At 65.5% G+C, this 21,378-nt stretch carries 14 protein-coding genes; all 14 read right to left on the reverse strand.

Annotation, left to right across the window (positions count from 1 at the left end):
* Positions 1 to 32: 32 nt before the first annotated feature.
* The 14 genes from ABDW49_RS07215 to ABDW49_RS07280 all read right to left on the reverse strand — a co-directional run bounded on the left by ABDW49_RS07215 (position 33) and on the right by ABDW49_RS07280 (position 21,257).
* Complete coding sequence (locus ABDW49_RS07215; RefSeq protein ID WP_343610777.1) at positions 33 to 2,747, reverse strand: Tat pathway signal sequence domain protein; 2,715 nt, start codon at positions 2,745 to 2,747, stop codon at positions 33 to 35.
* Positions 2,744 to 3,403 carry a DUF6250 domain-containing protein gene (locus ABDW49_RS07220; protein ID WP_343610779.1) on the reverse strand — a complete coding sequence of 220 codons (660 nt, stop codon included), beginning with the start codon at positions 3,401 to 3,403 and terminating at the stop codon, positions 2,744 to 2,746. The genes ABDW49_RS07215 and ABDW49_RS07220 overlap by 4 nt, the downstream gene beginning before the upstream one ends.
* Before the next feature lie 23 nt (positions 3,404 to 3,426).
* The gene (locus ABDW49_RS07225; protein WP_343610780.1) at positions 3,427 to 6,243 is read right to left on the reverse strand and encodes a TonB-dependent receptor; all 2,817 of its coding nucleotides are present in this window, start codon (positions 6,241 to 6,243) and stop codon (positions 3,427 to 3,429) included.
* 430 nt (positions 6,244 to 6,673) lie between these two features.
* Positions 6,674 to 7,984 carry a family 1 glycosylhydrolase gene (locus ABDW49_RS07230; protein ID WP_343610781.1) on the reverse strand — a complete coding sequence of 437 codons (1,311 nt, stop codon included), beginning with the start codon at positions 7,982 to 7,984 and terminating at the stop codon, positions 6,674 to 6,676.
* Positions 7,981 to 8,838, reverse strand: a complete 858-nt coding sequence (locus ABDW49_RS07235; RefSeq protein ID WP_343610782.1) for an alpha/beta hydrolase — start codon at positions 8,836 to 8,838, stop codon at positions 7,981 to 7,983. The genes ABDW49_RS07230 and ABDW49_RS07235 overlap by 4 nt, the downstream gene beginning before the upstream one ends.
* Positions 8,839 to 8,899: 61 nt before the next feature.
* Entirely contained in the window at positions 8,900 to 11,164 is a 2,265-nt protein-coding gene (locus ABDW49_RS07240; RefSeq protein ID WP_343610783.1) for a TonB-dependent receptor, read from the reverse strand.
* A gap of 69 nt (positions 11,165 to 11,233) precedes the next feature.
* Positions 11,234 to 12,064 carry a fumarylacetoacetate hydrolase family protein gene (locus tag ABDW49_RS07245; protein ID WP_343610784.1) on the reverse strand — a complete coding sequence of 277 codons (831 nt, stop codon included), beginning with the start codon at positions 12,062 to 12,064 and terminating at the stop codon, positions 11,234 to 11,236.
* 29 nt (positions 12,065 to 12,093) lie between these two features.
* On the reverse strand, positions 12,094 to 13,005 hold the full coding sequence (locus ABDW49_RS07250; protein WP_343614197.1) for a VOC family protein: 912 nt from the start codon (positions 13,003 to 13,005) through the stop codon (positions 12,094 to 12,096).
* A gap of 14 nt (positions 13,006 to 13,019) precedes the next feature.
* Positions 13,020 to 13,433, reverse strand: a complete 414-nt coding sequence (locus ABDW49_RS07255; protein ID WP_343610786.1) for a heme-binding protein — start codon at positions 13,431 to 13,433, stop codon at positions 13,020 to 13,022.
* Positions 13,430 to 14,935, reverse strand: coding sequence for a bifunctional 3-(3-hydroxy-phenyl)propionate/3-hydroxycinnamic acid hydroxylase (locus tag ABDW49_RS07260; RefSeq protein WP_343610788.1), 1,506 nt, complete (start codon positions 14,933 to 14,935; stop codon positions 13,430 to 13,432). Before ABDW49_RS07260 ends, ABDW49_RS07255 begins: the two co-directional genes overlap by 4 nt.
* Positions 14,936 to 14,993: 58 nt before the next feature.
* The gene (locus ABDW49_RS07265; RefSeq protein WP_343610789.1) at positions 14,994 to 16,217 is read right to left on the reverse strand and encodes an amidohydrolase family protein; all 1,224 of its coding nucleotides are present in this window, start codon (positions 16,215 to 16,217) and stop codon (positions 14,994 to 14,996) included.
* A gap of 132 nt (positions 16,218 to 16,349) precedes the next feature.
* Positions 16,350 to 17,234, reverse strand: coding sequence for a LysR family transcriptional regulator (locus ABDW49_RS07270; RefSeq protein ID WP_343614199.1), 885 nt, complete (start codon positions 17,232 to 17,234; stop codon positions 16,350 to 16,352).
* Positions 17,235 to 17,250: 16 nt separating this feature from the next.
* Positions 17,251 to 20,676: a glycosyl hydrolase gene (locus tag ABDW49_RS07275; RefSeq protein WP_343610791.1), complete on the reverse strand. Its 3,426-nt coding sequence runs from the start codon at positions 20,674 to 20,676 to the stop codon at positions 17,251 to 17,253.
* 116 nt (positions 20,677 to 20,792) lie between these two features.
* The gene (locus ABDW49_RS07280; RefSeq protein ID WP_343610793.1) at positions 20,793 to 21,257 is read right to left on the reverse strand and encodes a hypothetical protein; all 465 of its coding nucleotides are present in this window, start codon (positions 21,255 to 21,257) and stop codon (positions 20,793 to 20,795) included.
* Positions 21,258 to 21,378: the final 121 nt, after the last annotated feature.

Here is a 21,378-nt window from a genome sequence, read left to right on the forward strand (position 1 = left end):
GCCGGCCAGTGCGAGGCCGACAGGGCTTGCCATCAGTGGCGCGGTTCCTGAGCGCTGGAATGATGCGGCGGGATGGCCATCGCCTCCAGCTCCTGCGGGGCGATGGCGAGCATCTGGATCGCCGCCAGCCCCCATTGCGCCGAGGCATTGGTGGACACCTGCGGCCATTCCAGCACGCCGTCCACCATATGGCGCGGATCGTGATCCCATGTGCCCAGCCCCTGATCGCCGGAGTAGAACTCTGCCACCGCGCGCTGCATCAGCGCCTTGCTACCGCTGGCGCGCGCGGCATAGGCCGTCATGCGGGCATAGGCCTCACGCAGGTTGCGGGCGCCAAACGGAGGCCCGAATTTGGCGAGAAACTCTTCCTTGGGCGCATTGTACCACTGGCAGAAATCGACCCAGGCCTGTTTGTAGGCGGGCAGGTCGATGAGCTGGATCAGCTCGGCATTGACCTCCACCGCGCCGAAGACGGCGGACAGATGCTGGAGCGCGATATGGTCGCCGGGGCCGGAAAACTTATGCGTTTTCGGATCATAGGGCGCGCCGCCCGCCATCCAGCCGAATTTCAGCGCGGCGATGCTGCTCATGCCCGCCACCAGACGGTCGCGCCACTGCTTGTCCCCGGTGCGCTCCCACATGGTGAGCCAGCTTCCGGCCACCGCCGTCCAGCTGGGGCCGAAGCCCATGTCGAAGGTGCCTGCCGGGCCGCTGTAGGCCTTGGCGCCGGGCACCTTGCGACCGATATCGACATGATCGAGCGTGTGGTCTGAATCGGCCATATCGGCGATCAGATCGCCCACGCGCTCATCGGCGGTGAGGTAGTAATAGATCCGGCGATAGATGGCGTTGGAAACGCGCGGCTGTTTCGAACTGTCGCCCCAATGCTGCACACCGTGGCGGGTGCCAAGGCCCACGAAGCGGCCCAGATGATAGGTATCGACCTCGCTGGTGTGGCGGGTCATCGCCTCGGCCAGGCGCCATGGTTGCGCGGCGCCGGTGCGCAAAGCCTGCGTCCACAGCCACAGGTCCGGCGAGAGTTCCGAATTGTCCCAGGCAAAGCCGCCGATGTCATAGCGCCAGACATGCCGGTCGCTGTCATAGGTGTGCATCACATCGCCGAAGTTCCAGAACCCATACCACGAGCGGCGATCGACCTCTCCGCTGTAGAAATCGACCAGATTGGCGAGCTGGTTTTCGATGGCGGTGCGGTTGGGGCCGGAACGGTCGGGCAGCGACCAGTCGCCAAAGACCTGCGCCGCGTGCAGAGCCGCCGGATCGGCCATCAGCCGAGGCGAGGCGGCGTTGGCTTGCGCCATCGCCACAATGGTGTCGCTCGCAGGCGTGGCGGCGCAGGCCCAAAGCGTCAGCTCGGCAGTGCGGGCGATGCCGGTGGCGCTGTCCCAGCCCGGTTCGTAATCCTCATAGGTGATATCGAGCCCGGCGTTTTGCGCGTCATAGCCCTCCATGCCGTTGACGCCGCGCCAGGGGCGCAGGTCCATGGGGGCGGCCTGCGGGCTCCACAGCCATGCGGTGAGGGTAGCGGTGTCGCTGGCGGCATGCTCGACGGCTAAGGCCGAGGGATAGGTTTCCCAGAACCAGCGCCTTGCGATGGCGGCGCCTCCGCTGGCTCCCCCGACATAGGCAAGGCCGGGCGCGCGGCCACCTTCCTGCGAGCCGACCCAGGCATGGCCCGGCTCGGTGCGCTTTTCGATGGTGTAGCCATGGGCGCTCGCCTGTTCGAGGCGGAAGTCCGACCATGTCGGGATGTACTGCAGCTTGTCGCGCACGGCGGCGCTCATCTGGGCGAGCGGCGGGACGGGTTGGCCATGGGTCTGCGCATGGCGGAATGCGGCGCCGGGGTCGCGGCGCAGGCCCGTCAGCGGGCGGACGGCTTCGGCGAACAGCGCGCCATCGGTGGCCCCATCTGTTGCAATGCGGATATGGCGGTCATGCGGCGCGTCATGCATCGGCACGGCGGCAGAGAGGCCAAGGCCCGCGATGGCGTCGGACGCGGGCAGGCCGTCGTAGATGAAGCTATGGACGATGCGCAGATGCTGCGCCCCGGCATAGGCGTAGAAGCGCAGGGTGAAGGGCAGGGTGGCCTTGGCATCCGGGCGGTGCAGGCCCTCGACTTTGATCACTGCGCGGATGGGGCCGCTCTGTTCCACGGTCAGCCGGGTGACGGTGCCGGTGAAGGGCGTGCGTGGGCCATCCGGGCCCTCCGCCATGGCGCCGACCAGTGTCAGCGGGCCCAGAACCTGCTTGCCGCCGATGCTGGCCGAGCGGATCAGCGCCTGTCCACTGGTGGCGAAGTCCCAGACCACGCCGCCGCAGGTGACGCGGGCGCCTTGCGCATGCTGTTCGACCACCACGCGCTCGACCGGCGCTGCCGGGCGGGCAGCGGGGACCACTTGCAGGCCATCGGGTGTGGGGCCTTGTGGGATCGGCAGGGCATGGGCGGTCCATTTGACCGAGCCATCGGGCCATGTCGCCGTCACCCAGCTTTGCGCGGGGATGGGCGTGCCGTTGGCCTGCACCGCAAAGCCGGTGTTGCGGGGCAGTGCGCCGCGCGGCCAAGCCACGCCCAGGGTCTGGCCCAGATCCATGTGCGGTGTGCCCTCCAGCCAGTGCAGCGCGACGGGGGCGGGGGTTTTGGCGGGGGCGCTCCATGCGACGGAAGGCGCGGCTGCGGCGGCGGGCAGCAGGCTGGAGAGTTTCAGCGTATCGCGGCGGGAAAGGATCATGGGCGAGGGGTCCCGGTTGAGATGGTGAGCCTGCGGATGCGCAGATGGCTGAAGGTGGTGCGCAGGCCGAACCAGCCGCTGGTGTAGGGCGCCGGATCGTCGAGCGTGAAGAGCATCTGGCCGTCGCGCAGTACGGTGATGTGCTGGCCATCGGCGGTCAGGGTGATGCTTGTCCAGATGTTGGGGCGCAGCATGGCGGGGGCGTCGGCGCGGTCGTGCTGGGGGAGCAGGGGGCGCACGCCCGGCTGCCCGACATAGCGGCGCAGGCGGGTGGTGGTGTTGCGGTTGCCGCCGATGCCGACATAATACATCGCCAGCGTGTCATAATCCTCGAACTTGCCCGAGCGGTGCGCGAGAGGGGACATGCCGTCCTTCTCATGTGCCATCCAGAAAGCATTGAGATCGCTGACATTGTCGTTGGGCCCGCCTGCCGCCACCGCCATCGTCTCGAAACGGATGGTGGTGGGGCCTGACAGTTTTTGGGGCGACCACAGAGTGATGCCCTTGGCGCTGTCGATATCGATCACGCCGTGGGTTACGCTGACTGTGGCGTTTGGGTCTTCCGCTTCGACCACCCAGCCTTTGGGCGGGGCGGCGCTGGCGGGCAAAGCCACCAGCAGGACGGGGGCCATCAGCATCAGTCGCCACGGTGACATGCCCCGTCCTCCCGTAACCGCAATCACATCTTGCCGCGCACGCCGAAGTAGATGCGGCGGCCATAGGTTTCCACCGTGCTGACGCGATAGAGGCTTTCCTCGTCCTCCTTGCGCTGGGCGTTGAACAGGTTCACGCCCTCCAGGAACACGCTGACATGGTCGTTGAACTTGTAGCTGAACGATCCATCCCATTGGCCGAAGGCCTCGCCAAAGGCGTTGAGGTTGTCGCGATCCGGCCCGATGTTGTAGCGCGAGCGCCAGTTGTACGAAATGCGCGCCGAAAGCTTGCTGTCCTCATAGTAGAGCGAGCCATTGACGCTGTGGCGCGACAGGCCCGGGAAGCCCAGCTTGGCGCCCGAGAAATAGCCCGTCACCGAATAGCCGCTGTCCTTGGCGTAGGTGTAGTTGGCCAGCATGCCCAGATTCTTCAGCTTGCCCGGCAGGAAGCTGAAGCCGAACTGCGAACCGGCCTCGAAGCCGGTGATATGCACCGGGGCGGGGCTGTTGACATAGGTCGTCATCACATAGTCCTGCCCGAAGAAGTTCTGCGTGGTGGCGATCTTCTGCGGGAAGCCGGTGATATCCTTGCGCCACAGCGTGGCCGACAGATAGTTGATCTTGGAGAGATACCATTCTGCGCCAAGGTCATACTGCTGGCCGGTGTAGGGCTTGAGGTTGGGGTTGCCCACCGAGCCGGTCAGCGAGGTCGAGTTGAGCGACATATAGGGCGCCACCTTCGACAGATCGGGCTGGGCGGCGACCTTGGTGGCCGTGGCGCGCAGCAGCACCTTGTTGTGCACCAGATCGTAGCGCAGGTTGGCCGTTGGCAGGGCGAAGGTGTTGCTGCCGTAATAGGTGACGGGCGAGAAGGTGCCCGCCGCCGTGTTGATGCTGTAGCCCGAGGAAACGGTCTTCATCTGCACCACGCGCACGCCTGCCACAATGTCCAGATCATGGCTGAAGGGGTGGAGCTGCCACTTGGTAGACACGTAACCGGCCCAGTTCTTCAGCCGCACATCATAGGTGTTGCCCGGCGACCAGCTCGATGCGGTGGTGGCATCGGGAATGCCCGCCGCCTGCGCCACGGCCATGCCCATGTTCATCCAGCGCGGATAGGCGGTGAAGCCAAGATTACCGGTGCTGAAGAAGTTGTGGTCACCCATGTCGTAATGGCTGACGATCGACTGGATCTGCGAGAGGATCGCGGCATTGCTGGCGGTCGAGGTGATGTTGTCGACCCCGGTGCCGGTCACATAGCTGCGGGTCTTGATGTCGCCGATGCCCGGCGTGGTGCCATAGCCGTCATAGGTGATGGTGGCGTCGTGGAAGATCGAGCTCTGGCGTTGCAGGCGGCGCTGCACGCCGAATTTGATGAATTGCAGGATGCCGCCGACGTCATACTGGCCGTCGAGCTGGAAGTTCTTCTCGGTCTGGGTGTTGACCAGCGGCTTGTGCTGGATCTGGAAGTTGTTGATGCCCGCAGGGTTGGTCGGGTCGCCCGAGATGGTGATGTTGGGCGCGCCCGAGGAGTTGTTGTAATTCACGCCGACCGAGGTGAGGCCATACTGGTTGGCCACCGCATCGATTTCGTCATTGTAGGCCTTGGCCCAAGAATAGCCCGCGCGCGCCTTGATGTTCAGGCGGCTGCTGGCCTGCCACTCGCCGCCGAAGACGCCGGTGAAGGTCTGGCGGTCAATGGTGCCCAGCACGTTGCGATAGGTGACGCCGAGGCCGCTGGCGCTGGTGGGGTTGGTGGTGGCGGGCTGCAGAAAGGTGACGTTGCTGGCCGCATTGCCGGCATTGATAGCGGTGTCACTGCCGAGCGAAGACGTCGGGCTCAGGGCAGATGACGTGGTGATCTGCATGAACTGGTCGTTCTCGGTCTGGCGGCCACGGGTGTAGGTCGTGTCCAGATAGAGCTTGAACGTGCTGGAGGGGCGCCATTCGATGATGCTGTTCACCGCATAGCGCTGGGTGGTTTCGCGATACATCGCATAGCGCGGAATGTCGGGATAGAAATCGCCCACGCCATCGCCGTTCAGATCGACGCAGCCGCTCTGCACGAGGTTGGTGCAGGTGGAGGTGGCACTTTTCTTGATCTGGCGCCAGCCGGTGGTCTTGGCCTGATCGTACCACATGCTGCGCTTTTCATAGGTGCCAGACACCAGCACGCCCAGCGTGCCATCCGCGAAAAGATGGCTGGCGATCAGCGAGGCCTTGGGGTCCACCTTGCCCGCCGTGGTGCCGTAAACGCCCTGGATCGAGCCGGCCAGATAGTCCTTCTTGCTGTCGAAAGGCCGGCGGGTGATGATGCGCACCGTGCCGCCCAGGCCGCCCTCGGTCATGTCGGCGGTAGCGGATTTGACGACCTCGAGGCGGCTGATGAATTCGGCCGGAATGTCGCGGAATTCGACCGCCGGATTGGTCGCCGCGCCATTGGCGGCGGCAGCGAAGGTCGAGAGCATCGACTGCCCGTTGACCTCGACGCGCACCAGACCCGGATCGACGCCGCGGATCGAGACCGACGAACCTTCGCCGCCCGCGCGGCCGATCTGCACGCCCGTCACGCGCTGCAGCGCTTCGCCGACGTTCTTGTCGGGGAATTTGCCGACATCTTCAGCCGAAATGGCGTCGATCACCTGATCGGAGCTGCGCTTGGCGTTGAGCGCATTGGCCAGGCTCTGGCGGATGCCGGTGACCATGATGTCCTTGTCGGACACATTGGTCTGGGGCTGAGCGGCCGGGGCCGATTGCGCGAAAGCGGGGGCGTGGCAAAGCAGCGCGACCCCCATGGCCATCGTCGATGCGCCGGCGCTGCGGACAAAGGTTCCCAGTCTCATTCTTTCAGTCCCATCCCCTGACATGTCTCATCTTGATGTATCAATATATGAGACCAACATTCTATTTGTGAACTTCTATCAAGCCGGATGGAGATTGGCAAGAGCACTGGGTGTTGCGCGCGCCAAGCGGTGGCGACCGGGAGATGACACGCGAAAGGGCGCGCATGGGTGATGCATCGCGCCTGACTTAAGTGTATATTTTCAGGTCTTTGTGATGTTGTTGCGGATGGGGTCAAGCGCAGCGCAAAGGCGACGAAAGGCCTATGCTGACCTTTTATGAAAAGGTCTCATGGTGAAATATATGTTCATCATATGACAATGTGGCGCATCGAGTCGGCGCAGCTTTCCTCGGAGAACCTGCGCGCCGCCGGAAGAAAAAGGGGGCGGAAGGATCATCTCCTCCGCCCCCTGATCCATCTTGGTCTGCAGCTTACAGCGAATTGTTGCGAGCAATGGCGCCCAGCACGGCGGCGCTGGGCTTGGGGCTGCGCTTGAAGGTCACCGGATCGACGCTGGCCAGACCGAAGTTGGCATGGCCGACACCGGCGCCCCACTCATAATTGTCCATCAGCGACCAGTGGATATAACCCTGCACCGGCAGACCCTCGGCCATGGCCTGACGCAGATCGCGCAGCCCATCGCGGATGAGGTTGGCGCGGATGGTGTCATCGTCGGTGCCAACGCCATGTTCGGTGATGAGCACCGGCTTGCCCGTCACCTGATGCGCGTAGCGCGCCGCGCCCGCCAGCGAGGGAGCATAGACCTCCGCGCCCCGGAAATTGCGCACCGATCCCTCGGGCGCGGGCAGGCGGCCATCCTTGCCCCACAGGATGCGCTCATAGTTCTGGATGGCCACGAAATCGTCGCCGCGCGCAACCTCCAGCCATTCGCCGTAGAGTTCACCGCGCATCTTGTCGCGGATCGAGCCTTCGCCCACCGCCTGATCGTCGGCGATCGACAGGCTGAAGCCCACCGGCAGATCGGGACGCACCGCCTTGATGGCCGCGCGCGCGGCATGGTGGCCCTTGATCATCGCGGCGGTGAGGGCCGGTACGTCTTCCGGCAGCACGGTGTTGGCCACCACATAGCGAGGCACGCCCGCCGCCTTGGCCGCCGCCGCCAGATTGGCGCGCAGCCCGCCGATGAACTGCGGCGGCAGCACAAAGGGCAGCAGGCGCGGCAGATTGGGCTCGTTCAGTGTCAGGGCAATGGCCATGCCGCCCGCCAGATGCTTGGCGGCATGGTCGCAAAAGCGGGTGAAGAGGTCGGCGGCCTGAGGATGCAGCCAGCCGCCCTGCGCGGCGAACCAGCGCGGCGTGGTGTAATGGTTGAAGGTGACAACCGGCGCGATGCCGCGCGCATGGCAGCCATCGATGATCGCCTTGTAGTGGTCCAGCATCGCGCGGGAGAACATGCCGGGCTCGGGCTCGATCCGCGCCCACTCAAGGCTGAAGCGGAAGGCGTTGAGGCCGATGCTCTTCACCAGATCGAGATCGTCGCGCCACAGATCGAAGCTGTTCACCGCATCACCCGAGGGCGCTCCGGTGATGGTGGGCTGGACATTCTCCAGCAGCCATTGATCCGAGTTGGTGTTGTTGCCCTCGATCTGGTGACCGGCGGTAGCGGCGCCCCACAGAAAGCCTTTGGGAAAAGCCTTGCCGGGCAGTTTGGTGGTGGCGGCAAAGGCAGGCGTGGCGGCCAGAGCGGCAGCGCTGGCGATCAAGGTACGGCGGTCAATCATGTGATATCCTCGACGAAACCGGCGATCTCATCGGCCAGACGGCGGTCCGCCGTGCCCAGATGCATCGCCATGGTGTAATGATTATGGCCCGAAAGCGTAACCGAGCGCGGCATCGCGCCATGGCGCTTCAGCCTTTCCCCCATCAGGCCCAGAAATTCGGCCTGAAAACGCGGTGGGTCGAACTGAGCGCAGGCCAGCAGCAGGGGCAGGGCGGTGCCGGCAACGGCCTCGCGCGGCATTCTGTCGGCGTAATCCTCGGGGCTGCCATAATAGCGCTCATCCCTGGGATCGAGCGATGTATAGCCATAGAGTCCCGAGAGCAGCACAGCCCCGCGAACCAGCTCGCCATGATCGGGCCTCAGCCGCAAAAAGCCCGCGACATGCACCGCTCCCGCCGAGGTGCCGAGCAGCACGATCCGCTGCGGATCGCCGCCATGCTGCGCAGCATGGGCGCGCAGCCAATCGACGGCGGCCCCCACGTCCTCGCTGCCCGCAGGCCAGGGATGATCGGGGGCGAGGCGATAGTTCATCACCGCGCCCACCATACCCAGCTTCGCGGCCATCATGCCGACAGCGGCATTGGGCCAGTCACCGGGCTCCTTCCAGCCCTTGTCACCCAAGACAAAGCCGCCGCCATGGACGAACAGCAGCACGGGCTTCAAAGCCCCGTCCTGCGCCCCATAGATATCCAGCCTGTGCCTTTCATGCGGGCCATAGGCGATATCGCCGGCACTGGGCGCCACCGCCCCCGCGCGCTGCTCCGCATCGAACAGCGCGCGGCAGGCGGTCAGCACATCGGGGCCCAGTCCCGTCCCCATGGCGGTGATGGCTTGGGCAATGTCACGCTGGCTCATGGCTTGGCATCCTGTCATTCGGCAAAAGGGCGGAGCGCTTGCCGCACTCCGCCCCGTTTCATCAGAATTTGCCGTCGAGCGACAGACCCACCGAGCGGAAGGACTGCGGCCCATAGATCGCGCCGACATTGGCGCCGTTGCTGTAGGGGAAGCTGGTCTGCATCAGCGCGGGCTCATGCACGTTGAACAGGTTGCGCGCGAAGACGGCCACGGTGAAGCGATCGTCGGCGGTGCGCACGCCCACGCGGCCACCCACCGTCCAGTGCGGACGGAAGGTGCTTTCGGTGAACGAGTTCGCCTCATAGCGCAGACGCGACTTCCACACCGTATCCAGAGCGAAGAAGCCGTTGACGTTCTCGGTCAGCTTCTGGGTGTATTCGCCCGACAAAGTGAACTTGTATTCGGGCGCATAGGCCAACTGCGTGCCGCCGATGTTGGTGCCGTCGGTGCCGAGATAGCCCTTGGGATAGGTCGCCTTGGCCCAGATGAAACCGGTGTTGAGCGACAGGTTCTGCGTCACCTTGCCGAACAGGTTGATTTCCGCGCCGCGCGATTTCACGCCGTCGATGTTGGTCTGCACGCAGGAGATCGAGCCCAGGTTGGAGGTGGTGCACTGCTGCGCCTGGAAGTTCTTGATGGTGGAGTAGAACAGGCTGGTGTCCAGCACCCAGCCGCCCAGCAGCGTGCTCTTGAGGCCCAACTCGTAGGAGGTGGGGATTTCGGGCTGCACCACATAGGGCGCGGCGCCGGTCGGCGTGGCGATCTGGCCACCCTTGAAGCCTTGCGAAGCGGTGGCATAGACCATCGTCTTGCGGGCCAGATCATATTGCGCGCCCGCCTTCCACGAGAAGCGGTTCACATCGAGCCCGGTGTGGCTGTTGAGCGAACCGGCCACATTGCCCGCCCAGGTGTCCAGCTTCAGCCCGTCCCAGGTGAAGCGGCCGCCCGCGATCAGGCGCAGCTTGTCGCTGGCATGGATCGTGGTCTGGCCATAGATCGCCATCGAAGTGTCGGTGACGCGGAAGGCCCCCGTGCCACCCGAAGCCACGGGAATGAACACGCCGGGCGCCGGATGGATCGAGACGGTCAGCGGCTCGGGCGTGCGGCTCTGGATCTGGTTCGAGTAGAACAGGCCGCCGGTGTATTCCACCGTCTGGCCCGAGGGCGAGGAGATGCGCAGTTCCTGCGTGAACAGGTCGATCGGGCGGTGCACGTCGCCATTGGCCACCTGCAGCAGCAGCGGGTCGGCGCGGAACACGCTGGTGGCTGCCGCGCTGCCCGATTCCAGGCTCTTGCGATAGGCGCTGATCGAGGTGATCGTGAAGGGATCGGCCTGATAGTCGACCTGCAGCGAGGCGCCGCCGCTGTAGGTGTGATCGACATAGTTGGCGCTGGTGCAGAAGTTGCGGTTGCCTTCCGCCGCGGTGATGCCGCAGCTCGCCAGATTGGCCGAGACATTGTCGGGCACGCCCGCCGCCAGCGGGAATGGTGCCGCGCCGCTGGCTTTCACGAAGGTGAAGAAGTCGCCGCCATTGGTGACGCGGCTCTGGGTGTAGTCGCCGATCAGATTGACGGTCAGCCGTTCGGTGGGCTGCCACAGCAGGTGGCCGCGCGTGCCCCAGGTGTCATTGGCGGTGTATTTGGCGCTGGTGAGGTTGTAGTCCGGCCCCTGACGCAGATTGCCGAAACCGGCGATGCGGATCGCGGCATTGCTGGCCAGCGGCAGGTTGACCACGCCCTGCATCACCTGATTGCCCGACTTCGATCCGGCGGTTCCGGCGTTCGACAGTTCGGTGCGGACGCGCACGCTCACCTTGTCGAACTCGGGCTTGTTGGTGGTGATGTTGATGACGCCCGCCGAGGTCGTCAGACCGAAGAGCGTGCCCTGCGGCCCCTTGAGCACTTCCACCCGCGCCACGTCGAACAGGTTGGAGATGTTGGCATTGCCCTGGCTGACCTGATCGACCACGACGCCCACCGAGGCCACCGCGCCCGCCGAGAAGGTCTGGGTGCCGATGCCGCGGATCGAGCCGCCGCCGCCGGTGTTCTGGCCGGGCGCGGCCTGAATTTCGAGGCTGGGGGCGATGCGGCTGAGATCGGTGATGGTGTTGACCTGCTGGCGCTCCAACTGCTTGGAATCGGCCACGGTGATCGAGATCGGCACCTTGGTCACGCTTTCCGAGCGGCGCTGGGCGGTCACGACGATCTCGCCCAGGCTGGGGGTGTCGGCGGCCTGAGGGGCGGCAGCGTTCTGGGCCATGGCGGGCAGGGCAAACGCGCTCAGTGCGACGCTCGACAGCATGGCGGCATGCTTGATGGTGATCATAGGTCTCTCCCTTGAATTTTTGTCGTTGGGCAGGTGGAGGCGCTGCGGAAGAGCGCCTCCGCGCAGGTCTCAGATTTCGTCGATGACGCGGTTGGTGATGGTGCCGATGACACCGCAGGAGATGTCCACGATGTCGCCCGCCTTCATGTAGAGGGGGGGATTGCGCTTATCGCCGACACCGCCCGGCGTCCCGGTGGCGATCACGTCACCGGGGTTGAGCTGGGTGAAGGTGGAGCAATAGGCGATGACCGTGGGGATATCCCAGATCATGTCGGAGACCGGCTGGTCCTGCACCAGCTCGCCATTGAGGCGGGTCTGCACGCGGATCGCGCCCAGATCCTCGATCTCGTCGGGGGTGACCAGCGCGGGGCCGAAAGCGCCGGTGCCGGGCCAGGTCTTGCCGGGCAGGAACTGGATGTTGTGGCGCTGCCAGTCGCGCACGCTGCCATCGTTGAAGGCGGCATAGCCCGCGACATGATCCCACGCGTTTTCCTTGGCGATGCGGCGGCCCGGCTTGCCGATGATGACGGCCAGTTCGCCCTCATAGTCGAAGCGGATGCTTTCGGGCGGGCGGACCATCGGCTGGCCATCGGCGATCAGCGAGTCATTCCAGCGGTGGAAGATCGCGGGATGCTCCTTCTGTTCGCGCCCGGTTTCCTTGACATGGCTGGCGTAGTTGAGGCCGACGCACAGAACCTTGTCGGGATTGGGGATGACGGGCAGCAGCACCACATCCTTGAGCGGATAACTGGCGCCATCCTTGAGCGAGGCGAGCGCGTTCTGGGCGAGGGCTGCCCTCAGATCAGGCGTGGCGGCGCTGGCCAGATCGACCACGGTCTCGCCTTCAAGACGACCGTAGGAGGGAGTGCCATCGGGGCGGCGGAAGCTGATGTAACGCATGGGTCTGTTCTTTCGTTCGAAGCTGGCGATCAGGCGGAGAGGATCGGGGCCGGTTCCCATTCGCGGCGGAAGCGGAAGGCCTCCTCGGCGGTGCGCAGGCCTGCAAAATCCTTGTCGGAGATGCCCCACTGGTCGATGCGGTTCTCCGGCCAGGTCCAGTCGTCGGGCGCGCCGGTGGGATAGGTCTCGTCCACCTTGTTGACCGGGGTGGAGTATTCGATCACCGGGCCAAAGGGCGCGATGTAATAGGCATAGACATTGTCGCCCGGACCATGGCGACCGGGGCCCCATGCCGGGGCGAACTTGTGGTCGCGCATGCGGCCGATGCCGCGCATCACCGCATCCAGATCCTCCATCTCGAAGGCGATATGGTTGAGGCTGGAGAAACCGGCGCGGGCAAAGGCGGTGGAGTGATGCGCATCGTTGCAGCGCACGAAGACCATGCCCTTGGTGCGGTCCGAAACGCGGAAGCCCAGCACATCCTCCACCAGATGGCCGCTGGCCTCGGCATCGGCGGCGTTGAAGACCACATGGGTCAGTTTCACCGGCACATCGCGCAGGGCATAGGCGGGGTGGCTGGCCAGCGGCTCGACCTCGGTGGCGCCGACGAGGAAGCGCAGCAATTCGCCCTCGGCCAGTTCGACCACCAGACCCGCGCCGCCGCCCGGATCGCGGCTGATGGTGGGGGCGGCGTTCAGGCCCTTTTCTGCGGCGACATGCGCGATCTGCTCGAGCCGGTCCTGCGAGCAGACGAAGGTGGTGGAGCGCACAAAACGTTCTGCGTTTTCGCTGAAGGAGACCAGATAGGGGAAGGTCCCGCTGCCGCGCAGATAGTAGGTACCATCCTGCTGGCCACCATCGGCGCAACCCCAGATGTCGATCATCCACTGATGGGCATGTGCCGCGTCAGGCAGGGCCAGTTCGATGCTGCGAAGTTTCATCATCACTGTGTCCCTCAAAAACCGGCGGCGGCGATGCCCGCCTTGGCCGCCACGTCGTCATGTTCACCCGTGTCGCCGCTGATCCCCACGGCGCCCACGATCTCTCCACCGGTCTTCACCAGCACGCCGCCCGGCGAGAAGGCGATACGCCCATCCAGCACAACGCTAACACTCTGGAAGAATACGGGATTGCCCTTGGCGCGCTCGGCCAGAACCGAGGTGTCGGCATCCATGGCCAGAGCGCCGGCGGCTTTCGCGCGGGCGATGTCGAGCCGGGCGAAGCTGGCGCCATCCTCCCGCGCGAAGGCGATGGGGTGGCCGCCCTTGTCCAGCACGATGACGGCCAGCGGTTTGAGACTTTGCGCGCGGGCATCGGCCAGCGCCCCGGCGAGGATCGCCTGAGCCTGGGCAAGAGTGAGGGCGCTCATGCGGCTTTCTCCATGGTGAGGCCCAGCAGTTGGGCGCGCCGGGCAATCAGGCTTTCCGCCGAACCGGTGCCGAAGACATAGTGATCGGGGCGGACCAGCACGGCGGGGGCATCGCGAGCGGTCAGCCATGCGGCAATGGCGCCCTTGTCCCCGAGCGTGGCGAGATCCACGACATTGACGCCCGCCACCGGCTCCGCGCCCTGTGCGAAGAGCCGCCAGCCATCGCCGGTCACATCGTCCAGCTTGCTGCCATCGGCCAGCACGGGCTGGATAAAGCGCTCGCCCGCGCCTTGGGTGCCTTCTGCGATGAGGCCGGTGCTGATCGCCGGGATCAGATCGGCGGCGGTTTCCTTGGTTGCAGAAGCCGCGCGGAGGGCCATCTCCGCATCGCGCTGCGCCGCCAGAGCGGGATCGAGCTGGCAGATATAGCGCCCCACATTCACCGCCGCGCCGATCACGCCGCGCACATGCGGGTCACGCTCGGGCTGATAGGTGTCGAGGATCGCGGCGTCCGCGCCCTGCCTGGCGATGGCGGCCATCTTCCACGCCAGATTGGCGACATCGCGCAGCCCATGGCACATGCCCTGCCCGAAGAAGGGCGGGGTCTGATGCGCGGCATCGCCCGCCAGGAAGACATTCCCGACCTGCCACTGATGCGCCACCAGCCCGTGGAAGCGATAGGTGGCGGCGCGCACCACCTTGTGCGGCACGCCCTGCATCCAGGGCTCGACCAGCGCGGAGACAGCCTCGGGCTGCATCATGGCACTGTCATCCTCGCCGGGCAGCAGCATGAATTCCCAGCGGCGGTGATTGCCGCGACCGGGCACCACCGTGGCGGGGCGTTTGGGATCGCACATCATCACCGACAGGCGCTGGAGATCGGCAGCGGCAGGCACGCCGCTGATCGCGGGGAAGCTGACCGGCCCCTCGACCTCGGCATCGACCACCAGCCAGGGTTCCTCGAAATCGAGATCGTCGAGCGCCACGCCCAAGGCTTTGCGCACCGGGCTGCGCGAACCGTCGCAGGCGATCACCCAGCGGGCCGACAAGGTCTGGGGCTTGCCGCCCTGCGTGTAGGCGATGTGGACGACGCCATCCTCCTGAGTCAGGCCGGTAAATTCCGCGCCCAGCTTCAGCTCGACATGGCGCATGCCCGCAAAGCCCGCGCGCAGATGGGCTTCCAGCTCGGGCTGATAGAAGAAGTAATCGTTGGACCAGCCGAAGGGCCGGGCCATGCCCACCGTGCCCATATAGCGGATGACCTGAGCCGAGGCACCGACATGCAGATGCCCGTCGGTATCGGCCATATCGCCCAGCACCCGGTCGATCACGCCCGCCGACTGGAACAGCCGCATCATCTCGTGATCGAGATGCACCGCGCGCGGCAGCGGGTAATGCGCCAGCTCCTTTTCCAGCGCCACCACGCTCAGCCCCTCGCGGCCAAGCAGGTTCGCCGCCAGCGCGCCGACAGGCCCGCAGCCAATGATTGCCACGTCAAACATGTTTCTATCCCTGTTGGCGGGCGCCTGTCCCCGGCGCCCGGCCTGTATGCGGTTTGTTTTACGCCACGGCGGCCTCGGCAGGCGCCTTGTGGAACTGGCCATCCTTCATGATTGCGGTCAGCCGGTCCTTGTCCTGAAGGATGGCGACATCCTGCGTGGGATCGCCGGAGACCAGCAGCAGGTCGGCCAGATAGCCTTCCTTCACCTGGCCCACCTTCAGGCCCATCAATTCGCCGCCCAGCGCGGTGGCGGCGTTCAGCGCCTCCACCGGAGAGAAGCCGAAATACTGCACAAAATGCGAAAGATCGCGGGCGTTGCGGCCATTGGGGTTGAAGGGGAAGCCATAGTCGCCACCGATCAGGATGCGCAGACCCGCAGCCTTCATCTTGGGGACCAGCACGGTTTCCAGCTCCATGCGCTCGGCAGCGGAGTTCTTCATCGAACTCATGTCGATATGCGGGGGCGGGGTGGCCTCCAGCGCGGCGACAGACACACCGCAGCCGGGGCCGTAAAAGATCTCGTCCTTATGGGCGGCCAGCTTTTCAACCATGGCGTCGCTGATGTAGCTGCCGTGGTAGATGATGCGGGCCCCAGCGCGCAGAGCCAGATCCACCGCCGCATCGGTGTAGGCGTGGCAGGCGATCCACAGGCCGTGTTCGCGGGTGGCCTCGCGCGCGGCGTCCATTTCCTCTTCGGTGTAGAGGACTTCGCCATGGCTGCCGGGCTTGAGCGCGCTTTCGCCCGAAATCACCAGCTTGATCGAGCCCAGACCCTGATCGGCGCAATATGTCACGAAGGCGCGCATCGCCTCCGGCCCGCGGCCGTTGAAGACATCGCCGGTGTCGTCGCCATCGGGGCTGCGCTCCAGCGTGGAGGGGATCAGGCGGGGGCCGGGCACTTCGCCAGCCAGGATCTTGGGGTTGAGGCGGGCCTCGATGCCGTCGCCCAATGCGCCAGCGGAATAGGCGCTGGTGAAACCGTGATCGAGCAGCACGCGGGCATTGCGCGTGGCGGCCACTTCCAGTTCCTCGGGCGGCAGGATGAACTGGTGATAGATCTTCTCGACGCTGGAGGCCCAGGTGAGATGGGTATGCGCCTCGACCATGCCGGGCATCAGCGTGCCGCCCTGACCGTCGATGACGGTGTCGGCTTCGCTGGCGTTGATGGTTTCGGGCGCATAGGCGACTTTGGCGATGGTGTTGCCGTCGACCAGCACGCTGCCTTCGCGGGCCGGATTGGGGGTGCCGTCAAAGACGCGGATGTTGTGAAAAAGCGTGCTCACGAAGCCTCTCCCAAGGACTGGTTTGCGGCGCGACCCTGATCGGCGGCGCTCTGTCTTGAAGACGGTTCTGACGCCTTTTTTGCATCAGGTAAAATATGCGTTTTTGGGGTATGCATAGGGCAGGCCTATGGATCAGGGAGCCAATTGCTCCAGCAGCATGGAGGCCAGCGGATGCAGCGGGCGCCCCTTCACCCAGCGCGCGCCGATCGAGCGTTCAAAGCTCGCTTCCCGCAGCGGGATCGCGCGCAGCACCCCGATCGACAGTTCCGCCGCCGCCACCTGCATCGGCAGAATGGTGACGCGCGTGCCGCCGCGCACAATGGCCTTGGTGGTCAGCAGGGAGTCGCAGCGGATCGCATCGGACGGTACCGCCGCGCCAGCCGCCAGAAACAGCGCATCGACCTGACGGCGAAACGCTCCCTGCGCTTCGGGCAGAACCCAGCGCAGGCGGGCGGCATCCTTCAGGGAAAAATGATCGGGCAGGCTGTTGTTGGCCCGCCCCACGATCAGCGCGAAGGGGTCGCGACCCAGCGTCTGCTCATCGATATCGGCGGGCGGTGCCTCGATGGCGGTGGTGACGAAGGCCAGATCGATTTCTCCATCGCGCAGCATGGCGATCAGCTCGCGGTCGGGCCTCTCCACCACATTGAGGGTGAGATGCGGCTGATGCATCTCCATCACGCTCAGCGCGCGCGGCAAAAGGCTGACCAGCGCGCCCGGTGTGCCGCCCACGCGCAGGGGCGCGCCAAGGCCCTTTTGCGCGGCGATCACCTCATGCTCGGCATCGCGCAGCAGATGGTCGAGCATGCGCGCGCGCGCTTCCAGCGCCTCGCCGGCCGGGGTCAGCACGATGCCGGCGCGGGTGCGCTCGAACAGCTTGGCCCCCAGCCTGGTTTCGAGCTGCGCGATGGCGGCGGATACGGAGGGTTGGGAAATGTTGAGACTGCGCGCCGCCCCGCTGATCGAGCCTGTCTGGCAGACCTGATGGAAGGTGCGGAGGGCGCGCGGATCGATCATCGTCAAGAGTTTAGCCTTATTTGCCCGCTCCTTCCAGCACCACCGGACCGATCAGGCCCGAGGGGCGCAAAGGCGCATCGGCGCGATAGGTGGGCAGGGCGGTGAAGGTCACCTTCTGGGCCCCCGGTTTTTGCATATCCGGTTGGGCATCGCCGATCAGGCGGTTGATCCACAGATTGGCCACCTTGATCTCGACGCGGTTGGTCCCGGCATGCACGGCATCCGACACGTCCACGCGGTAAGGCGCATGCCATGCCGTGCCCACGACCTTGCCGTTGACGGTGACCTGCGCCACTTCATTGACCTGCCCCAGATCGATCCACAGCTTCTGCCCGGCGCGCCAGGTCTTGGGCACGGCGATATCCTTGGTGTAGGTCGCCAGGCCCGAGAAATAGCGGATGCCGGGGTTGGCATTTTCGTTCAGCGGCTGGAGGCTGGGCAGGGTCGTGCTGGCCGGCGCCCCGCGTCCGCTCTGGAAGGCGACCTGCCATGCGCCATCGACGGTGGCGATGGGGGTGGGGACGAGTTTCTTGAGCATCATCGCATCGGCCGGGGCAGGCTGGCGGAAGACGACATGCACCGCGTCCTCCGGCTCCATCGCCATCTGCACCACGGTTTCGCCGTTCACGATGCGATAGCTGACGCGCTCGAAGGTACCGGTTTCAGCATGCCACAGTTCGGGCAGCTTGCCAGTGACGCGGAAATGCGCCTCGAAACGCTCGGGCCGGGTCTTGCGGTTGACGAGGAAATAGTCATCGCCTTCCGCCCAGCGCCGATGGATAAACGGCACCTCGGCATCCGCCGCGCCATCGACCATCCGGAAGTCAGAGGCCAGCCCCAGCGTTTCCAGCGCGCTTTCAATTTTGTCCGAAGCGATCACGCGGCCCTTGCCCACGCGAGCATCGCCACTGCCCGGCCACAGTTTCGCGACCAGCGCGCGATATTCGCCCGCATTGTCGCCAAGGCCGGGGTCTGCCAGCGGGGGCAGACCCACCACATTGGCACCGCCCTCGACCAGAGCGGCCAGCTTGCGCAAGGTGGGCAGGGTCATATGTCGGCTCGATCCGCCCAGATAGAGCGCCTGATAACGCGCGCCGCCCGGCGTCACCACCTCGGCGCCATCGTTGCTCAAGGCGCCGGTCAGAGCGGCATTGTTCACGAAATCATAGGCGTGGGTGCGGGGGGCATCGGACACCGGCTTGTCGCCATAGAGGCCCGTCAGCGGCGCTTCCTCGCCATAGACATAGCCGACATCGGCGATGTTGCGGCCCTGCTGCAGCATCAGCGCATTGCGCGCCAGATAATCGACCCAGGCCTTGGCCAGCGGCGCCCATGCCTCATGCCGGTTGAAGAACTGGCCGAAGATCATCAGTGACAGGCCGGGCACCTTGTCGTCCACCGGCTGATGCACGCTGGTGTGCACCACCGGGCGGTTGACGCCGGTGACGAACTCCAGATCGATCACATGCTTGAGGGTGCGCGGCGAATCCCCCCAATAATTCAATGCCGAAGTCATGCTCTCGGCCGCCACGAGGTTCTGCCCATAGATATGCGCCACCGAGGCCGCGCCCTTGATATCGGCGATGTAGGAGGGATTGGGCCCCGCCTTCTGCCCGAAGGTCCACATCGCCGACATCGGGATATCGGTGTGGCTGCGCATCGCCATATCGTCACCCAGCGAGGGGCGATGATCCTCCAGCGCCTCGCCATAGAGCGTCAGTCCGCGCTCATGCGCCACCTTGGCCACCGTGCCGTAATGCTGCGAGGCCATCAGATCACCCAGCGTGCGGCGCCAGTCGAAGAGGAACCTGTCGGCATCGGCGCGGCTGCCCACCAGCACGCCCGCCAGCGTAGGCAGCCAAGGCGTGGGATCGTAACCGCGCAAGGATTTGAACTGCTCGATCAGCCTTGGCGTCCAGTTGGCGGCACCGACCTCGATGGAATCGGTCAACAGCGCGCGCACGCCCTTCTTGCCGATCATGCCGGGCCCGGCGGCATCGTCATACATCGCCAGATAATGGTCGAGATAGCGGCGCACCGCATCGCCGTCGAACTTGTCGACCTCAAGCCCGGTCGCTTCGGCGGGGGCGGGGTGGTTGGTGGTGCCCAGCAGCGAATAGCCCAGACGGATGACGCGCCAGTTGCCCTTCGGAGGCGTCCAGTCCAGCGAGCCATCGGGGCGCAGCTTGTCCGTCAGATTGATGACCTGCGCGGGCGCGGGGCCCTTGGCGCCATCCTCGGGCGCGGCCAGCTTGAAATAGTCGAGCGCCAGATTGAAACCGGCCTTGGTCTCGAACTTGTCGACCATCGCCTCGCCGGAGAGGCGGAAGCTGTTGACCTGCCACGGCTTGCTGGGATCGGCCTCCATCTTGCCGAAGAGATCGGGGATCACCGTGCCCGCGCCGGGCTCACCCATATTGCTGGCGGTGGGCGGCAGCGGATGCAGCACCACGCGGAACCAGCGCGCCGTGACGGGCGCGAAGCTGACGGTGGAAAGCGTGTCGGAGGCCGGAATATCGGCCACGCGCTGCCAGTTGGTGCCATCGCTGCTGGATTCCAGCACCGGGGCCACGCTGGGGCCACGGAACATCACCTTGGCGCCGGGCAGGAAGAGGCTGGCGCTGCGGATGGTCTGCGGCTGGTCATAGCTGTAGATCAGCGCGCCGGGCGCCTCCGCCGAGCCGCGCGGCACGGCGCCGCCGCTCATCAGATCCTCGTCGAGGAAGGGGGCGGCATCCACCGCCGCGCCGCCGGTGACAGAGGCCTTGGGCATCGCATCGGCCGGGGCCTGATCGGGCACCGCCAGCACGGCGATATCGCCATAGAGATGCGGGCCTTCCCCGGCCTTCTTTCCGGTGGTGACCACATCGTCCAGCCCCATGGGCTTGGCCAGCGACTGGAACGGCCCGGTGATCGAGGGCGGCGCGGCGATCTTGCCGGTGAAGGGCTTGCCTCCCGCGATGCGCGTCTCGCTCCACACCAGCTTTTTCAGGCCATCCTCGGGCTTGACCCATGGCCCGCCCGTCTCCGACCAGCCCGGCGAGGAGGCGATGCCCAGCTCCAGCCCCAGCCTGTCCGCCTCGCTGGCGGCGAAGCGGAAGGCGTCCTTCCATTCGGGCGTCATATAGGCGAGGCGCTTTTGCACGATGGTCGGCGTCATCAGATTGACGTCGAAGGTCTGCGCGCCGCCGATGCCCACCGACTTCATCCAGGCCAGATCCTTGGCGATGCCGTCCTTGGTGATGTTGCCGTTCATCCAGTGCCACCACACGCGCGGGCGGGCCGATTGCGGTGGATCGCGGAACTGCTGCTCAAGGCTGGAGGGGGAGGCGGGCGCCGCGGACGTATCGGTCGCGGTCTGGGCGAGGGCGGGCAGTGCGGTGAGGGCGCTGGCGCCGCACAGGGCCCAGCGCAGCAGGCGAGCCGAAGAGCGGAGGGACATGGATCAGGGTCTCCCGGAAAGCGATTGTGAAGCGGTCATACATGGGTTGATGCCGCAATAGGCATCTGTTTTTCAGATAATATTCTATCGTCTCAGCATATGGGGTGTCGAGGCGGTCAGCCGCGCAGGGCGGCCCTCAGGGCAGGCGGGGTGACAAGGCCCGCCAGCGCCGCGCCATAGGCCAGCTTGCCCAGCAGCGCGGGCCACCAGGGCAGGCTCTCCTGCCCCAGCACCAGCAGGATGGTGCTGCTGAAAAGACCGCCCAGAACGGCCGCCAGCATCGCCATGACCACAGCCCTGAGCCAGATGTTGCGCGGCAGAATGGGGCCCGAGAGCAGGGCGACCTGCGCGGGGGCGGCAATGCTGCCGCTGCGCAGGCGCTTGATGGTGATGGCGCCGGGCACCAGCGTGCTCATCACGGCGATGGCGATGCTTTGCGGCAGGGCGTCAAAGGCATAGGCGCCGATGCCCCACACCGGCACCGCCGAGGCATGGCCGAAGACCAGCAGGAAAAATGCCAGCGAAAAGCCGCTGTTGATCACCATGCTGATGATGGTTTCGCGAAGGATATAGGCTTGCATGCTTGCCTCTCGACCGATGCCGCTTGGCTTGTCGCGCGGCTTGGCGGGCAGGATAGGCAGGGGGGCGGGGCGGTCAAATCGCCATATTTGGGCTATCCATAGGGGTGGCCTATGGATGGAT

The organism is Novosphingobium sp. (genome assembly GCF_039595395.1).
Taxonomy (GTDB): Bacteria; Pseudomonadota; Alphaproteobacteria; order Sphingomonadales; family Sphingomonadaceae; genus Novosphingobium.

Bases quoted from the DNA above. Each gene is read 5' to 3' on its own strand.
- ABDW49_RS07240 (WP_343610783.1), bottom strand. From the start codon at position 11,164: ATGATCACCATCAAGCATGCCGCCATGCTGTCGAGCGTCGCACTGAGC.
- ABDW49_RS07270 (WP_343614199.1), bottom strand. From the start codon at position 17,234: ATGATCGATCCGCGCGCCCTCCGCACCTTCCATCAGGTCTGCCAGACA.
- ABDW49_RS07235 (WP_343610782.1), bottom strand. From the start codon at position 8,838: ATGAGCCAGCGTGACATTGCCCAAGCCATCACCGCCATGGGGACGGGA.
- ABDW49_RS07275 (WP_343610791.1), bottom strand. From the start codon at position 20,676: ATGTCCCTCCGCTCTTCGGCTCGCCTGCTGCGCTGGGCCCTGTGCGGC.
- ABDW49_RS07215 (WP_343610777.1), bottom strand. From the start codon at position 2,747: ATGATCCTTTCCCGCCGCGATACGCTGAAACTCTCCAGCCTGCTGCCC.
- ABDW49_RS07255 (WP_343610786.1), bottom strand. From the start codon at position 13,433: ATGAGCGCCCTCACTCTTGCCCAGGCTCAGGCGATCCTCGCCGGGGCG.
- ABDW49_RS07230 (WP_343610781.1), bottom strand. From the start codon at position 7,984: ATGATTGACCGCCGTACCTTGATCGCCAGCGCTGCCGCTCTGGCCGCC.
- ABDW49_RS07225 (WP_343610780.1), bottom strand. From the start codon at position 6,243: ATGAGACTGGGAACCTTTGTCCGCAGCGCCGGCGCATCGACGATGGCC.
- ABDW49_RS07260 (WP_343610788.1), bottom strand. From the start codon at position 14,935: ATGTTTGACGTGGCAATCATTGGCTGCGGGCCTGTCGGCGCGCTGGCG.
- ABDW49_RS07280 (WP_343610793.1), bottom strand. From the start codon at position 21,257: ATGCAAGCCTATATCCTTCGCGAAACCATCATCAGCATGGTGATCAAC.
- ABDW49_RS07245 (WP_343610784.1), bottom strand. From the start codon at position 12,064: ATGCGTTACATCAGCTTCCGCCGCCCCGATGGCACTCCCTCCTACGGT.
- ABDW49_RS07220 (WP_343610779.1), bottom strand. From the start codon at position 3,403: ATGTCACCGTGGCGACTGATGCTGATGGCCCCCGTCCTGCTGGTGGCT.
- ABDW49_RS07250 (WP_343614197.1), bottom strand. From the start codon at position 13,005: ATGAAACTTCGCAGCATCGAACTGGCCCTGCCTGACGCGGCACATGCC.